Origin of the sequence: Granulicella cerasi (assembly GCF_025685575.1) — a bacterium.
GTDB classification, from domain to species: domain Bacteria; phylum Acidobacteriota; class Terriglobia; order Terriglobales; family Acidobacteriaceae; genus Granulicella; species Granulicella cerasi.
Map to the genome: position 1 here is coordinate 1 of NZ_JAGSYD010000006.1, position 15038 is coordinate 15038.

At 61.6% G+C, this 15038-nt stretch carries 13 protein-coding genes and 1 tRNA gene; 8 read left to right on the forward strand and 6 right to left on the reverse strand.

Features of this window, described 5'->3' with window-relative positions:
* Positions 1–103 precede the first annotated feature (103 nt).
* Positions 104–967 carry a tyrosine-type recombinase/integrase gene (locus OHL11_RS16215; RefSeq protein WP_263372587.1) on the reverse strand — a complete coding sequence of 288 codons (864 nt, stop codon included), beginning with the start codon at positions 965–967 and terminating at the stop codon, positions 104–106.
* A 127-nt stretch (positions 968–1094) separates the two neighbouring features.
* Between OHL11_RS16215 and OHL11_RS16220 the strand changes: the two genes are divergently transcribed.
* Positions 1095–1169 (forward strand) — tRNA-Gly (locus tag OHL11_RS16220).
* A gap of 65 nt (positions 1170–1234) precedes the next feature.
* On the opposite strand, the gene OHL11_RS16225 is transcribed toward OHL11_RS16220, so the two are convergent.
* Positions 1235–2848, reverse strand: coding sequence for a S41 family peptidase (locus OHL11_RS16225; protein WP_263372588.1), 1614 nt, complete (start codon positions 2846–2848; stop codon positions 1235–1237).
* A gap of 202 nt (positions 2849–3050) precedes the next feature.
* On the opposite strand from OHL11_RS16225, the gene OHL11_RS16230 reads away from it, so the two are divergent.
* The 6 genes from OHL11_RS16230 to OHL11_RS16255 all read left to right on the forward strand — a co-directional run bounded on the left by OHL11_RS16230 (position 3051) and on the right by OHL11_RS16255 (position 10191).
* Entirely contained in the window at positions 3051–5057 is a 2007-nt protein-coding gene (locus tag OHL11_RS16230; protein ID WP_263372589.1) for a peptidylprolyl isomerase, read from the forward strand.
* 87 nt (positions 5058–5144) lie between these two features.
* A complete protein-coding gene (locus tag OHL11_RS16235) occupies positions 5145–6215 on the forward strand; it encodes a 3'-5' exoribonuclease YhaM family protein (protein ID WP_263372590.1) in 1071 nt (356 codons plus the stop codon).
* Between the two features lie 43 nt (positions 6216–6258).
* Positions 6259–7440: a chorismate synthase gene (gene aroC, locus OHL11_RS16240; protein WP_263372591.1), complete on the forward strand. Its 1182-nt coding sequence runs from the start codon at positions 6259–6261 to the stop codon at positions 7438–7440.
* Complete coding sequence (gene def / locus OHL11_RS16245) at positions 7441–8001, forward strand: peptide deformylase (RefSeq protein ID WP_263372592.1); 561 nt, start codon at positions 7441–7443, stop codon at positions 7999–8001.
* Between the two features lie 14 nt (positions 8002–8015).
* Positions 8016–8948: a methionyl-tRNA formyltransferase gene (fmt, locus tag OHL11_RS16250; RefSeq protein WP_263372593.1), complete on the forward strand. Its 933-nt coding sequence runs from the start codon at positions 8016–8018 to the stop codon at positions 8946–8948.
* On the forward strand, positions 8932–10191 hold the full coding sequence (locus tag OHL11_RS16255; protein ID WP_263372594.1) for a transcription antitermination factor NusB: 1260 nt from the start codon (positions 8932–8934) through the stop codon (positions 10189–10191). Before fmt ends, OHL11_RS16255 begins: the two co-directional genes overlap by 17 nt.
* Before the next feature lie 7 nt (positions 10192–10198).
* Here the strand turns inward: OHL11_RS16255 and OHL11_RS16260 are convergent, their stop codons facing one another.
* Positions 10199–11074, reverse strand: a complete 876-nt coding sequence (locus tag OHL11_RS16260; RefSeq protein ID WP_263372595.1) for a PASTA domain-containing protein — start codon at positions 11072–11074, stop codon at positions 10199–10201.
* Positions 11071–12555 carry a cation-efflux pump gene (locus OHL11_RS16265; protein WP_263372596.1) on the reverse strand — a complete coding sequence of 495 codons (1485 nt, stop codon included), beginning with the start codon at positions 12553–12555 and terminating at the stop codon, positions 11071–11073. Before OHL11_RS16265 ends, OHL11_RS16260 begins: the two co-directional genes overlap by 4 nt.
* A 97-nt stretch (positions 12556–12652) precedes the next feature.
* On the opposite strand from OHL11_RS16265, the gene OHL11_RS16270 reads away from it, so the two are divergent.
* On the forward strand, positions 12653–13573 hold the full coding sequence (locus OHL11_RS16270) for an AraC family transcriptional regulator (protein ID WP_263372597.1): 921 nt from the start codon (positions 12653–12655) through the stop codon (positions 13571–13573).
* Positions 13574–13692: 119 nt separating this feature from the next.
* On the opposite strand, the gene OHL11_RS16275 is transcribed toward OHL11_RS16270, so the two are convergent.
* Both OHL11_RS16275 and OHL11_RS16280 read right to left on the reverse strand, forming a co-directional pair.
* A complete protein-coding gene (locus OHL11_RS16275; RefSeq protein ID WP_263372598.1) occupies positions 13693–14085 on the reverse strand; it encodes a YybH family protein in 393 nt (130 codons plus the stop codon).
* 131 nt (positions 14086–14216) lie between these two features.
* Positions 14217–15014 carry an SDR family NAD(P)-dependent oxidoreductase gene (locus tag OHL11_RS16280; RefSeq protein WP_263372599.1) on the reverse strand — a complete coding sequence of 266 codons (798 nt, stop codon included), beginning with the start codon at positions 15012–15014 and terminating at the stop codon, positions 14217–14219.
* Positions 15015–15038 lie beyond the last annotated feature (24 nt).

The following is a 15038-nucleotide window of genomic DNA, read 5'->3' on the forward strand; positions in this document are numbered from 1 at the left end:
CCGTTCGCAACCGCCACTTCAATCTGACGCAGCAGGTTCACTACCTGCTCCGCACTATGCTTCTTGCCCCTCGGCATATCAAGCTCCTTGTACTCAGTCTCTATCACTCAGACTGGTACAAAAAACGCCGGGCAGACCAGCTCTTACTCGTCTTCTTGTGCTCAAGAAGGGCATCAGAGAGGGTTTGTGTGATGGGGAGGGTCGCATTGGACGCATCTGTCTTCGCAACCTTTAGCTCACCGTGCGTATACGCTCGTTTGATGGTGAGCGTTAGGTTATCGAAGTCGAAGTCACCCCATTGAAGAGGGAGCACCTCTTCCACACGGAGGCCGAGAGACGCGGCGACGTAGACCATCAACGAGTATGGCTGCTGCATCGCGGCGATGAGTTTGTTTACCCCCGCAATGGGCAGGATGACGATGGGCTTCTGTCGCTTAGTCACACCCTTGATACGGACTAGTTTGATGGGGTTCTCCTGTACCGGTAAGAGCCTCCAGAACATTGCCCGGTCGATCAACTGTTTCATCAATCGCCGCGCCCGTCCCTTGCTAGAAGGTGAGAGAGGTTTACCGTCAGCACCCTTCAACTGTTTGATCCAGTCCTCGACCTCTTCGGCGTGTACGTCTTTGATCTTGACTAGTTCCCAACGGGGGAAGAAGTGAACCCGGAGCATTGATTTATCTGTATCGCGAGTAGATTTCGCCAGCTCGGGTAGTTGCTTGGTCATGTATTTGACCATCAACATCGACATCGTCGGGTCTGGTGTCTTGACCACCACCTGTTGTTCGTTGACCGTCTTAGCGAGCGTATCGACGTGCGCCCAGATGTCCTTCTTCGCGGGGAACTCACTACAGGCAAAGGTACGTTGATACATCTTCCCCCTGACCCGATAACGCCACTCCCAAACCTTCTTGCCCTTCGCCCGGTCTACCTTCCGTATACTGCCGCGTTGATATGTATCCGCCATTTTTGCACCCTCGACTCTCTAATACTGAGATTTGCCCCATTTCCACCCGTTTCATGCGTATAATTCGGGTGTTGTGGGGTTTTGTGGGGTTGCGCAAAACGCGTAAGTTGTTGATTGTGAATGACTTGCGGGAGTAGTTCAGTGGCAGAACGTCAGCTTCCCAAGCTGAATGTCGCCGGTTCGATCCCGGTCTCCCGCTCCAACGTATAAGACGCAACGGAAAGGGCCGCCTGATGACAGGCGGCCCTTTCCGTTGTGGAGCTGAAGCTAGTTGCTGGCGGTTTGCTTCGCGCCGCCCTGTTGTGTGGGCAGTTTGTGCTCGTAGAGCGCCAGTGCCTCGGGCATGTACGTCAGGGCCTTCGCGATCTGCGGGTCCCAGTCAGCGCGCACCTTCATGCCCTGCGTCTGGCCGAACTGCGCGGTGAAGAGCTCCGCCTTGATGCTCGACTTGATCCAGTCCAGGTTCGTCGCGATGTCGGCGTCCGTGTACTCGATCTTGTTTTCCTTCAGGAAGCTCTTGAAGTCATTCATGACCGCGTCATCCACCACGAAGTCGCGCGGCACCGAGGCGTGTGTCGCCAGGTAGTGCTTGCTGTAGTTGAAGAACGCGTACTTCATCAGCAGCACGTCCTGCTGGTGATTGCTCTTCAACTCAGGAATCTTCTCGTCCGGCGTGATGCCGCCGCCGCCGTACATGGTGCGGCCGGAGTCGGTGAGCTTCACTTCCTTATTGGTGTTGTTCGCCGGTGCTGCGTCCTCGCGAATGTAGAAGTAGTCGAAGCGCGACTCGCCCGAGTAGTCACGCTGGATCAGACGACCCGACGGCGTGAAGTAGTGGTAAGTCGTCAGCGCCAGACCTGTGTTTTCGCTGATCGGGAAGACCGTCTGCACGAGGCCCTTGCCGAAGGTCGTCTCACCGACGATGAGGGCGCGGTCATGGTCCTGCAGCGCGCCGGAGAGGATCTCCGCCGCCGAAGCTGTGTTGCGGTTCACCAGGATCACGACAGGGAACTTGGCGTCCGAGCCATGCGGTGCGCGATAGACCTGGTCCGGGAACGCGCGTCCGCGCTGTGACACCACGATCTGTCCCTTCTGCAGGAACTTGTCGCTGATGTCGACGGCCATGTTGAGCAGGCCGCCGGGGTTGCCACGCAGGTCGATCAGCAGGCCCTGCGTCTCCGGACCAAACTTGTCGAGCGCGTCCTGAAACTCGCGTGCGGTCGTCTCGGAGCTAAAGCTGGCGATGTGGACGTAGCCGATGTGCGGCTTGATCTCGTATGCCAGATCGACGGTGAGGTGCGGGATCTCGTCACGGATGAGATCAAAGCTCAGCGGCTTCTCCGATCCCTCGCGCGCCATCACCACAACAACATGCGTGCCGCGCGGCCCCTTCAAAAGATTCGCGACATCCGCCGAATCCATCTTCTCGGTCGTCTTGCCATCTACCGAAAGGATCACGTCGCCCGGACGGATGCCAGCGCGATAAGAAGGCGTGCCTTCAAACGGTGCTACGACCACGATCTTCGTGCCTTGCGGCTGAATGGTCATGCCCACACCGAAGTACTTGCCGGTCTGGTCTTCGCGCATCTTCGCGTAGGCCTTCGGGTCAAAGAAGTTGGAGTGCGGGTCCAGCGTGTCCAACATGCCGGGGATGGCGCCGTCGTAAATCGCCTTGTCCACCTGGTCAGTCTTCAGCTTGTCGGCGTAGTTTGCCTCAACGATCGCGTAGGCGTCGGTGAAGCTCTTCATGGAGTCGCGCAGGTTGGACTCATCGGAGGCCGACTGCGCCGCAACGTGGCCGCCGAGCACGGAGCCGGTGACGGCGCAGGCCGAAAGAAAGATGGTGGAGGCAAAAAGAGCGCGTCGGGTGCGGCTGGGCATGGGGCAGCAAATCCTCAGGGAAAACGAGAGCACGGCAGAACCGTGCTGATTGGACGTAAGTATATGCGTTTCGATAGGTGCGTGCCGCGCGCTCGGCAAAACCCTCGCCTTCGCCAGCGCCTTTCCGCTACTTCTCCTCTACAATGGGAGGAAGCTGGTGACGTTGCGCCCGGAGCGCGGTCAATAATCAGCAAAGGGAAGAATGACCGAGAAGCAGATGGGCGTTGTGAAAACTGGTCGTGTTCAAGTGCTGCGGGTAACGGCCACCGCATTTTTGTTAAGCTGCGCGGCTTCCGCGCTGCTGGCGCAACAGACGGGCGCTGCCTCGCGCTATCCCGTTCCCGGTTCGCAGTTTCCGACCGCACCACAGCTTCACTTGCCGAACATTCCGGCAGCCACGCCGATCACACCGAATGGCAGTGTCGTCGAAGACGTGATCGCGCGTGTGAACGATCGCATCATCACGCGCACTGAGTACGAGCGTGCGCAGCAGAGCCTGCTGCAGGAAGCTCAGCAGCAGAACGGGTCCGCAGCTGACCTCGAAGACCGCCAGCGCAACATGCTGCGCGACATGATCGACCAGCAGATCCTGCTCTCGAAAGGCAAGGAGCTGGGAATCACCGGCGACGCCGAGGCGCTGCGCCAGCTCGACGAACTGCGTAAGCAGAACCACCTGGACTCGATGGAAGCCTTGCAGAAGGCCGCCGAACAGCAGGGGATTTCCTTCGAAGATTTCAAGCAGTCCATCAAGGACCGCGCCGTCTCGCAGCGTGTCGTGCAGGAAGAGGTGGGCCGCTCGATCCGCATGACCCACGGCTCCGAACAGACCTACTACGACGCGCACAAAGAAGAGTTCCGCACGCCGGAGCAGCTTCACCTCAGCGAAATCCTGATTCCGACCGCGGATAACGCGACCGATGCGCAGGTGGCTGAAGCGCAGAAGAAGGCGGACGCCGCCGCAGCACAGCTCAAGGCGGGAGCGAATTTCGCAGAACTCGCGAAGAAGGTTTCCGGTGGTCCCACGGCTTCGGCCGGTGGCGACCTTGGCGACTTCAAGCGCGGCACGCTGGGCGATGTGCTGGAGAAGGCGACCTTTGATCTCCCGGTCGGTGGATACACCGCTCCGATCCGTACGCGTCAGGGCTTCGTGATTCTCCGTGTGGACAGCCATCAGCAGTCGGGCATTCCTCCGTTGAAGGACGTGGAGCAGCAGGTTCAGGAAGGTATCTACATGAGCGCGCTGCAGCCTGCGCTGCGTGCATACCTGACCAAGGCCCGCGACGAAGCGTACATCGACATCAAGCCCGGCTTCGTCGATACAGGCTCGGACCGTAAGGAATCGAAGCCCACCTTCACGGCGTACGTTCCTCCCGCTCCGAAGAAGAAGGTCGTGGAGAAGCAGCGCATCGAGCAGAAGAAGCGCGAAGAAGCTGCTGCAGCGCTGCAGGCGTCGCGTGAAAAGGTTCGCGAGAAGGAACAGGCAAAGGCTGCTGAGCAGGCTCGCCGCGCAGGCAACAAGGACGTAGCGGCTCCGGTGAAGCAGAAGAAGATTCGTCGCGAGAAGGTGCGCTACGGTCAGGCCCCTCGCAACGCACTGCCGACGGGCATTGCTGCCGCAGCGGTTGAAGAGAATGCGCCGCTCTCAGGGCAGGCGCCCGGCGTAGCGATGGCTCCGACGCAGAGCAGCACGATCATCTCCTCCGGTACCGGTGGCGATATGGACAACCCGCTCGATCAGCGTCCGACGACGGATAAGAAGTCGCGCTTCACCGATCGCGAACGTGAGGTTGAGGCGAACCGTGCCGTCAACAAGCTGAAGACCGCGAACGCTCACCTGGCGAAGCAGCCGAAGCAGGCAACTGCGCAGGAGAAGTCCGACGAGACCTATCGTGCGGAAGCTCTGGGACTGAACGGCGACACACGCAAGAAGAAGAAGAAGCGCAAGAAGGGCGATCCGATCGAGCGCATTACAGAACGTCCGGCCAAGCAGGTGGAAGCCAGCAAGCCTGTGGTGGTTGACCCGACGGTGAACCCGAACCTCGCGGCTCCGGTTGTGAAGCCGGCTCCGAAGACCAACCCTTCGGACCAGACCACGCTGCCTCCCGCATCGCAGGGCGCGCCGAACTCTTCGCCGGTCGGCCAGCCGATCCCGAAGGTGACGTCGGCTGACCCGAATGCTCCGGCAACCACTCCGGTTCCGCCGCAGTAAGACGTTCATCCACCACTTCGAACGGCCCGCCTCGTGCAGGCCGTTTGCTTTTGCCGCACAGCCTGCGGCCTTACAATCGACCCAGCCATGAAAGACTTTTTCATCAGCGACGCCGCGCGTTTTGAGAACCAGGCGATCACCAGCTACTTCGTCCTCGCCGCCATCAGCCAGCGCGACCGCAAGGGCGGCGGCACCTACCTCGCCATCACGCTCGCCGACAAAACCGGCAGCTTTGAAGCGCGCATGTGGGACGACTTCGCCGACGTCATCGCTTCCTGCTCCGAGGGCTGCTACGTCAAAGCACAGGGAACCGTCTCGAAGTATCAGGGCAAGTTCCAGATCACGCTGCAGAAGCTTCGCTCCGCCGCTGAATCCGAGATCGACAGCGCCGATTTCCAGCCGACGACCCAGTACGACATCGCTGAGATGGACGCCGAGCTTCGCGGGTACGTCGCCGCGTTTACCAACCAGCACCTTCAGCGGCTTGTCCTCAGCTTCCTGGACGACCCCGAAATCGGTCCGCTCTTCCGCGTCGCCCCCGCCGCCAAGCGTCTCCACCATGCGTGGATTGGCGGCCTGCTCGAACACGTCCTCTACCTTGTCCGCGTCTGCCGCGCGACCGTGCCGTTCTATCCGGAGGTCGACCCCGACCTGCTTCTCACCGGTGCCATCCTGCACGACATGGGCAAGGTCCGGGAGCTGAGCTGGAAGACGAACTTCGGCTACACCATCGAAGGTCAGCTCATCGGCCACATCTCCATCGGCGCGAGCATGATCGCTGAAAAGATCGCCCAGCTCAACGCCGAGCCGGGAGCCGAACCGTTCCCGCTTCGCCTGCGCATCGTGCTCGAGCACATGATCCTTGCTCACCACGGCAAGCTGGAGTTCGGCTCGCCCAAGCTCCCCATGACGCCGGAGGCGCTGCTGCTCTCGACCCTCGACGACCTCGAGGCCAAGTTCCAGACGCTTCGCAGCGAGTTCGCCGCCAGCCGCTCGGCAGGCAAGAAGGTCGACGAGACCACCGACTGGGTTCGTTCCATGGACCGCGCGCTCTTCAACTCGCAAGCCTTCGTCGCGGAGGAAGCCGCGGCCAGCCTTCGCCCTGAGCGCACCGTCGAACCCGAGCCCGAAGCCACCATCTCGCTCTTCGACCTCTAATCGGCCCGCATCCCACCGCCTGAGCCTTTATACTTACAGGGTTATGCTCAGGTTTTCGACAGCAGGAGAGAGTCACGGCGAAGCGCTCGTGGCACTGGTAAGTGGACTACCGGCCGGTGTGCCGGTCGATCAGGAGTACCTCAGCCGTGAACTGTGGCGCCGTCAGCAGGGCTACGGTCGTGGCGGCCGCATGCGCATCGAGAAGGACGCCGCGCATATCCTCTCCGGCGTGCGCCACGGTAAGACGATCGGCTCGCCGGTCGCGATGACGCTTGCGAATAACGATTGGAAGAACTGGGAAGAAATTCTTCCGGTGAGCGAAGGTGACGCGGAGAAGCACAAGGCTGTCGCCAGCCCCCGCCCGGGTCATGCGGATCTCCCCGGTGCTCTCAAGTATGACTTCAAGGATGCACGCTATATCCTTGAAAGGGCGAGTGCTAGAGAATCTGCCGCTCGCGTGGCCTGTGGTGCTTTGGCCCAGATGCTTCTTCGCGAACTCGGCATCGAAGTCGCCAGCCATGTCATTCGCGTTGGCACGGAAGAGCTCGGCCGCGATGCCAGCTTTGAGGAGATTCGCACGATCCGCGAGCGCGAAACCGTGCTGTTGGCCTGCGTCGATCCCGAGGCGGAAGCTCGCATGAAGTCTCAGGTGGATCAGGCGCTGCGCACCGGCGATACCGTCGGCGGCGTCTTTGAGGTGGTCGTTCACGGCCTGCCTCCGGGCGTGGGCACCCACGTGAACTGGGACGAGCGCCTCGACGGCCTGCTCGCACAGGCGCTGATGAGCCTCCAGGCAGTGAAGGCGGTCGAACTCGGCCGCGGCGTCACCGCAGCCAGCACCCCCGGCTCGCAGGTTCACGACGCCATTGCTTACGCCGAAGAAGGCTCCGGCGACGGCTTCACTCGATTTACCCGTGAGCGCAACAATGCGGGTGGCATCGAAGGCGGCATCTCTAACGGTCAGGACCTCGTCGTCCGTGGATATCTCAAGCCGATTTCCACACTGCGTCGTCCGCTTCCCAGCGTCTCCTTTGACACCCGCGAGGAGACGAAGGCCGCCTACGAACGTTCGGATGTCTGCGTGGTCCCGGCCGCGGGCGTGGCCGGGGAAGCGATGGTTGCGCTGACCGTAGCGCGCCTCGTTATCGACAAATTTGGCGGCGACAGCCTCCGCGAGTTGAAGCGCAACTTCGACAGCTACAAAGATCAGATCCGGAACTTCTAGATGAGCGAACACGAGCCGCGCCGCCCCCACGTCCCCAAGAAGGGCGTCAAAATTCACAAGGTCGTTCTGTACCCCGACCCCGTCCTGCTGAAGGAAGCCGACCCCGTCACCGAGTTCGGCCCCGAGCTCGACCAGCTGGTTGAGGAGATGTTCGAGTCGATGTACGTTTCGGAGGGCATCGGCCTTGCCGCGCCACAAATCGGCATTCCGAAGCAGCTGACGGTCATCGATGTCTCTTTCAAGGAGCGTCCGGAAGACAAGCTTGTGCTCGTGAATCCGGTGATCATCGAGCGCGAAGGCCGCCTGAACGAAGAGGAGGGCTGCCTGAGCCTTCCCGATATTCGTGAAAAAGTTCAACGTGCGGAGTGGGTTAAAGTCCGTGCTCAGAATACGAAAGGGGAATTCTTTGAAGTAGATGGTGAGGAGTTGCTGGCCCGTGCGATGCAGCACGAGATCGATCATCTTCACGGCATCCTCTTCATCGATCACCTTAGCCGTCTCAAGCGCGATCTTGTCCTGCGCCGCATCAAGAAGCTGATTCGCAACGGCGACTGGAAGTAGTACCGGAGGCGTTTGTGAAGCTCGTTTTCTGTGGAACCCCGCTTTTTGCCGTCCCCAGCCTGAAGGCCGTGTTGGCGGCCGGGCACGAGGTCGCCCTCGTGCTGACGCAGCCCGACAAGCCCGCCGGCCGAGGCATGGCACTGCGCCCTTCGTCGGTGAAGCAGTTCGCCCTGGAGCAGGGACTGGCGGTCGCGCAGCCGGACAAGCTGCGGAACAATGTGGAAATCGAGTCCCAACTGAGGGAAATCGCTCCCGATGCGATCTGCGTCGTCGCCTACGGCAAACTGATCCCTACCTGGATGCTCGAATTGCCGCGCTTCGGCAACATCAACGTCCATGGATCGCTGCTGCCGAAGTACCGCGGTGCGGCACCCATCCAATGGGCGGTGGCCAACGGCGAAGCCGAGACCGGCGTGACCACGATGTTGCTCAACGAGGGCCTCGACACTGGCGACATGCTCTTGGAGCGCCGTCTGGCGATTCCGACGACCGCAACCTCCGCCGAACTTTTTCCACAGCTCTCCGAGGTCGGCGCTTCTGCCCTTGTGGAAACCCTCGCAGGGCTCGAGGCGGGGACGATCCAGCGTCAGAAGCAGGATGACTCGGAGGCCACGCTTGCTCCGCAACTCACCCGGGAAGATGGAAATGCGAATCCTGCCGAGCGGAACGCCTTGTGTATATTCAATCGTTGGCGTGGATTTCAGCCATGGCCCGGGGCCTACACCATGTTGCGTGGTAAGCGATTTATTTTGAAAGAATTGTCGCTTGTTTCTGAAGTAAAAGTTTCAGCAGGAACGCTTGAAGTTCGCGATGGAAAGCTGCTCATGGGCACCTCGGATGGCAGTGCGCTGGAACTGCTCGAAGTCCAACTCGAGGGCAAGCCGGCGATGCCAGGCGGGCAGTTCGCTCGCGACTTTCAGGTGAAGTCGGGTGAGCGCGTTGGCTAACGATCCTCGTCATCGCCGACCCGCTTTCCCACAGCCGCTCAAGCCTGTGAGCCCGGCTCGATGGGCCGCTTTCCGTGTGCTCGAAGCAGTGGAAAATTCGGATTCCCACTCCGACGACCTACTGCATGGGCCGCTGCTGGCCAAGCTCACACCACAGGACACGGCACTCGCCAACGCGCTGGTCATGGGGACACTCCGCCAGCAACTCGCGCTGGAAGACCGGCTGATCCCGCTACTCGCACGGCCCGACGCGCCAATGCTTTCGCCAGTCGCCAATGCGCTTCGCCTTGGTGCATTCCAGTTGCTGCATATGGATCGGGTTCCGGCGCACGCCGCTATCAGCGAGAGCGTGGAGCTTGTCCGCCACGCCGGACACCCCGGCGCTGCCGGCTTAGTGAACGCGCTGCTGCGCAAGCTTTCCACCGAGATCGTCACCCCGCGTCGTCCGCTGGTCGAGTCCATCGACGCGATGGCGGCCCGCCTGGGACATCCCGCGTGGCTGGTGAAACGGTGGGTAGATACCTACGGCAAGGCGGCCACCGAAACGATCTGCGCTTATGATCTCGTGGAGCCTCCGGCCGGCGAGCTTTTCCCGGATGCGGCGTTCCCGATGGACGACGGCTCGCGACTGGTGGCTGAACTGACTGCGGCCGCCAAGCCTGAGGCGAAGTCGGTTTGGGACGCGTGCGCGGCGCCCGGCGGCAAGACCCTGGTGTTGGCGAACCGTCTGCCGGAGGCCAAGTTTCTTGCCACCGATGCCAGCCCGAAGCGCCGCGAGCGTCTGGCCGATCGGCTTGACCGCGAGTTGCCGGGACGTGTTCGTACGCGTACCGCGGATGCCGCAAAGTTGCCGACCACCGAGGGACGCTTCGATCTCATCCTGATCGATGCGCCTTGCTCGGGCACCGGAACGTTGGCGCGCAACCCGGAGATCAAGTTGCGCCTTGCGGCCGAGGACATCGCTCGCCAGTCGGCCCGCCAGCGAGAAATCCTGCTTGCCGCCCTCCACCGTCTTGAACCCGGCGGACGCATCGTTTATTCGACCTGCTCGCTGGAGCCGGAGGAGAACGAGCGCGTCGTTGGCAGCCTACGCGACGTGAAGATCGTCCCTGTGGCGCCGCTGCTTATGCAGCTGAAGTTGCCGGCGGGGGAGAACCTCCTGAGCGGCGCCTTCCTGCGCACGCTTCCGGGGGTGGGGTTCGCTGGAGACGGCTTCTTCGCCGCTATTCTCGAAAAGGCTTAGCCGTGGTTTAGTGCTCGGTGGGCGCCGTTGTGGTCACAGCGGCGGGAGCATTCACGGTCAAGTGCGAGAAGGTGAGCCTCACCACGTCACCGCGATTTGCGCGATGTCCTGACTCCGGTGACTGGCTCACGACCGGGCCTGAGGGGCCGGTGCTTTGCGCCACATCCGGCGGGGCCGCGGGACGGGCGATCGGCTCGCCTGCCGCATCCAATAACGTGCCGTTGGGACCGGGGTGGGCGCCGGGAGGAAGCGCCGTCGCTGCGATATTGGTGGTGGTCTGGCCGATGAGAGCGGTCTTCAGACCGAGCGCGGCGGCGGCCCTGTTCGCCGCGGGGTAGCTTAGGCCGACAAAGCTTGGCAACACGAACGCCGCAGACGCGCCTGATCCCGAAGAACTGAGCAGCAGGGAAATACGTGGCTGGTCAACGCCAGCGTCGGGCGGAGGAGTCTGCGCGAGCACGATGTCCGCGTCGCCGGGAGCATCGAGGTGCGCGAGCGTGCCGAGGTCAAGCTGATCGCGGCGAATCGCCATCGCGGCCGATCGCTCGGTTTTGCCGACAACGTCCGGAATCGTGACCTGCTGCGGGCCGAGGGATTCGGTGACGCGCACCTGCCAGCCCTTGCGCACCTGTGAGCCAACCGCGGGGGCCTGCGAGAGGATGCGTCCGGTGGGAACGGTCGTCGAGTAGAACTTGTTTTCGATGGTGAGGTCGAGGCCGGCGCGCAGGGCGGCGTCCGTGGCTTCGGAGACGGTCATGCCCGAAAAGCTGGGGACGTCCGTCTCGCCGGTGTGCAGCGCGATGCGCATGGTGATGCCAGCCATGACGAGCATGGTGGCGATCATCGTCAGTGCCGTGAAGGCGATGATAAAGAGGCGCTTCATCTTGGGTCCGCAGACAAGGATATCGCGACGGGCTCTTCGTGGCAGTTGTCGGTCGCGGGCTCAGGGTGGATGAACACGCGGGTCACGTCGGGATGGTCGTGGCGGAACGCCGCTTCCAGGTCGGTGATGACAGCGTGTACGCGGTCCATGGCCATGCCGTCGGGCAGCGTGCAGTGGCAGGAGATCTGCAGCCCGTGCGCGGCGCCGCCGTGCGAACGCGTTACGCGGATCTCGTGCACGTCGATAATGTCGCGGAACTCGCGCGCCACCTTGAGGAAATTGCGTTCCAGCGCGGCTGCCGGCGGACCGGACGCGGCTTCGTCGATCGTCGAGGGTTCGCTCTCGATGTGCGTGAGGAGGGAACGGACCTCAGGCACGTCATGGCGAATGTCGGCTTCGAGCCTGGAGGCCACATCGTGTGCCTCGCGCAGCGTCATCGTCTCCGGCACTTCGAGGTGTTGTTCCACATGCAGGGAGCCGTCGATCTGCTGCACGGTCACGTCGTGGATGGAGAGATTGGCGCGAGCGGCGACCGCACGGACGCGGTCGAAGACAGACTCCGAGGACGCAACTGCTGCGAGCGTGGAGACGACGACGTCGGCGTCTGGCAGAAACTGCTGCACGGCATAGCGTGCGGCCAGCGTGACCTGCTCGGCGCGCTGGAAGGTAAGGTTGCGCGGCAGGCCGAGCGTCATGTCGACGAAGTACTTCGGCCCTGAACGACGCACGCGCAGGCGTTCGACGCTGAGCACATCGGTGATGCGCTCCAGCTCGCGGACGATGTCGCGGTGGCGCTGCTGCCGGACTTCAAGGGGCGTTGCGTCTGTCAGCGAGTCGATGGTGATGCGCGCGAGGCGCAGCGTAACGAAGAGGATGATGCCTGCCACGATGAGAGCGGCGATGGGGTCGGCGAAGTCCAGGGCGGCGATGCCGAAGCGTTGACCGATATACGAGCACGCGAGGCCGAGCATGACGGCGGACGCGGACCAGATGTCCGTACCGAAGTGGATCGCGTCGGCTTCGAGCGCTTCGGACTGATGTTCCTTAGCGGCCTTGTGGAGAGCACGCGAGCGCGTGAGGTCGACAGCGATGCTGCAGCCCAGCACGACGAACGGCCAGGGAGAAAAAGCCAGATGGAGATGATCGGGATGACGCAGGCGCGACACGGCTTCATAGGCGATCCAGCCGCAGGATCCGAGCATCAGCAGAATCTCAAACGCGGCGGAAAGATTTTCGACCTTGCCGTGACCGTAGTTGTGGTCGTCGTCGGCGGGACGGTCGGACGCCCGCACCGCCAGCAACGTCACGCCGGAAGCTACGAGATCAATGCCAGAATGCGCGGCTTCGGAGAACATGCCGAGCGAGCCGGTGAGCACGCCTGTGACGAGCTTCAGCAGCGTGATGGCCGTGGCCGCCACCAGCGAGGCTAAGGCCGCCGCTCGTTTGGATTCGCTGGCTTCGTTCGTGGACTCGACCGTCATCCCTCCGAGGATACCGCGTACGGCGTCCTCCTTTCGAGGATTTCCAACCTGGGCCTCTGGTTTGCATTTGTGCGGTAGATTGCCTGATCCTCTTGCTATGAAGACGAAGCGGGAAAGGATGAGCGAGGCGCGGCTGGAGCTGGCGACGTTGATTGCGAAGCAGGTGCAGGAAGAAGGAGACTTTCCGGCGGCCGTGCCGGGGCTGCATTTGTATCGTCGGCATGAGCCTGTGGTGGGGGCGTGCCAGGTATACGAGCCGGCGTTTGCGATCGTCGCTCAAGGCGCTAAGGTCGTGGATGTCGGAGGAGAAAGCTTCCCCTTCGGCGAGGCGAGTTGTCTGCTGACTCCGGTCCATGTGCCCGCGCTCTCGCGCATTACGCGGGCTTCACTCACGCGGCCTTATCTGGCATGCGCTGTGTTGCTGGATCTTCAGATGGCGCGTGAGCTCATGACGGAGCTTGATGTCGTGAAAGGTGACGAGCGCGGTCATGCTGTGACGGTTGGACCGATGTCGCCGGAGTTAATGGATGCCGTGCTGCGCCTGGTGCGATTGAACGAGAAGCCCGGTGACATCCCTGTGCTGGCTTCGTTATTGCAGCGCGAGATTTTGTATCGCCTGCTGACGAGCACGATGGGTGGAATGCTGCGGCAGATCGTCACGACTGGCTCGCAGAGTCATCGTGTGGCGCGTGCTGTGGAGTGGCTGCGAGTCCATTATCGCGAGCCGTTTCGTACTGACGAGTTGGCCGAGCATGCTCGCATGGGTGTGTCGACGCTGCATCATCACTTCCGCGAGATGACCGGAAGCAGCCCTCTGCAGTTTCAGAAGCAGCTGCGACTCTTCGAAGCGCGGCGGCTGATGTTGATGAACGGCATGGACGCCGCGACAGCAGCATTTGAGACCGGATATGAGAGCGCGACGCAGTTCAGCCGCGAATACCGCCGGCAGTTTGGAGCGCCGCCCCGCAGAGATGTGGTGGAGTTGATGACTGTGGGCGAACTCGCGTTGGTCAGCTGAGGGCGAAGAGGCGGCGCATGCTCGAGTGATGTGATCGGACTGAGGTCCCTAAGAACTCAATCGGTAAGAGCTAACAGAGATGAAACATCAGAGGTCACGAGCCGAACTCCTCGCTATTGTTAACTCTCAAGAGTGACGAAGGTTTCGGTGCGGATCATCCAACCGGATGGCGCATTGCGCCACATCGCTGAATAGACGCCGGTGTAGACCACTTCTCCGGAGGGCAGTGTGGCGACCCAACGGCCATGCTCGGCGGCGAGCGAATGGTCCTCCGCGACGTGGATCGCGTCAGGCGTGCGTACGTAGGTCAGGCCGTGCTTCGGTTGGTCGAAACCCTGCTTGTACAAGCGCAGATACTCCGCGCGTGAAGCGACGAAGGTGCCGTCGCCGATGATGCCGACATAGTCCTCGGCGAGTGAAGCTCCGACACCGGCGAGGTTGCGGCGCGCGATGGCACGATTGGAATTGTCGCGAGTACGGCGGATGGTGGCTTCGTCTGATTCTTCGTTCACGAGAGTTCCAGATGGCGCAGAAGTGAGTGCAACAAGGAACACCTTATCGCAAGTAACAGAACTCTGCTGGCGCGTAGGAGCGACTCGCCAGCGAGAGATCGTGTCTGCTCGCTGGCGTTCTATGTCTAAGATTATGCGCGGTAACGTGGTGCTGCTTCTTTGCTGGAGAGGAACGGGTAGAGCGCGAGGCGTGCTTGCTCGTAGCGGTTCCATACCTCTACATCGGGAAGAGCTGGGATTGTCACGAGTTCCTTCTGGTCAAAGGCGACCAGCGCCGCGTCAACGCAGTCCTCGGCGCTCATCACATTCTTCTCAGGGAGGTTATGCACCGGAAGCCCGGCGCGGTCCCAGAACTCCGTTCGTGTGGCTCCGGGGAGGACTGCCTGCACCTGTACGCCGGTGTCCTTGAGGTTCTTAAAGAGCGACTGCGTGAAGCTCAGCACGTAGGCCTTGGAGCCGCTGTAAGTCCCGTTGAGCACGTCCGGGTTGACCGCCACGACCGAAGCGATATTGATCACCGCTCCTGCCTTCTTCGCGATGAGACTTGGGAGCACGGCAGCGGTGAGTCGAGTCAACGCAGTGACGTTGAGGAAGATCATGTTTTCAAGCTCGTCGACGTCGGAGTCGGTAAGAGATTTCGTGCCGCCGAAGCCTGCATTGTTGACCAGGATGGAGATGGTGTCATCAGCTTTAAGCCTCGTCTCGAGCGCAAGCAACGACGACCTGTCGGTGAGGTCGGCGGCCAATGTTTCAACTGCGATGCCGTACTCGGCGGTCAGCGTGTCGGCGATGGAAGTGAGACGCTTTGTGTCCCGAGCAATGAGTAGCAGATTGTATCCGCGCTTGGCGAAGCGATCGGCGTAGACGGCGCCAATGCCGGAGGATGCTCCTGTGATGACGACAGTGCCTTTGGAGTTTGCAGTAGACATGAATTTCACCTTGGTCGTTGAATT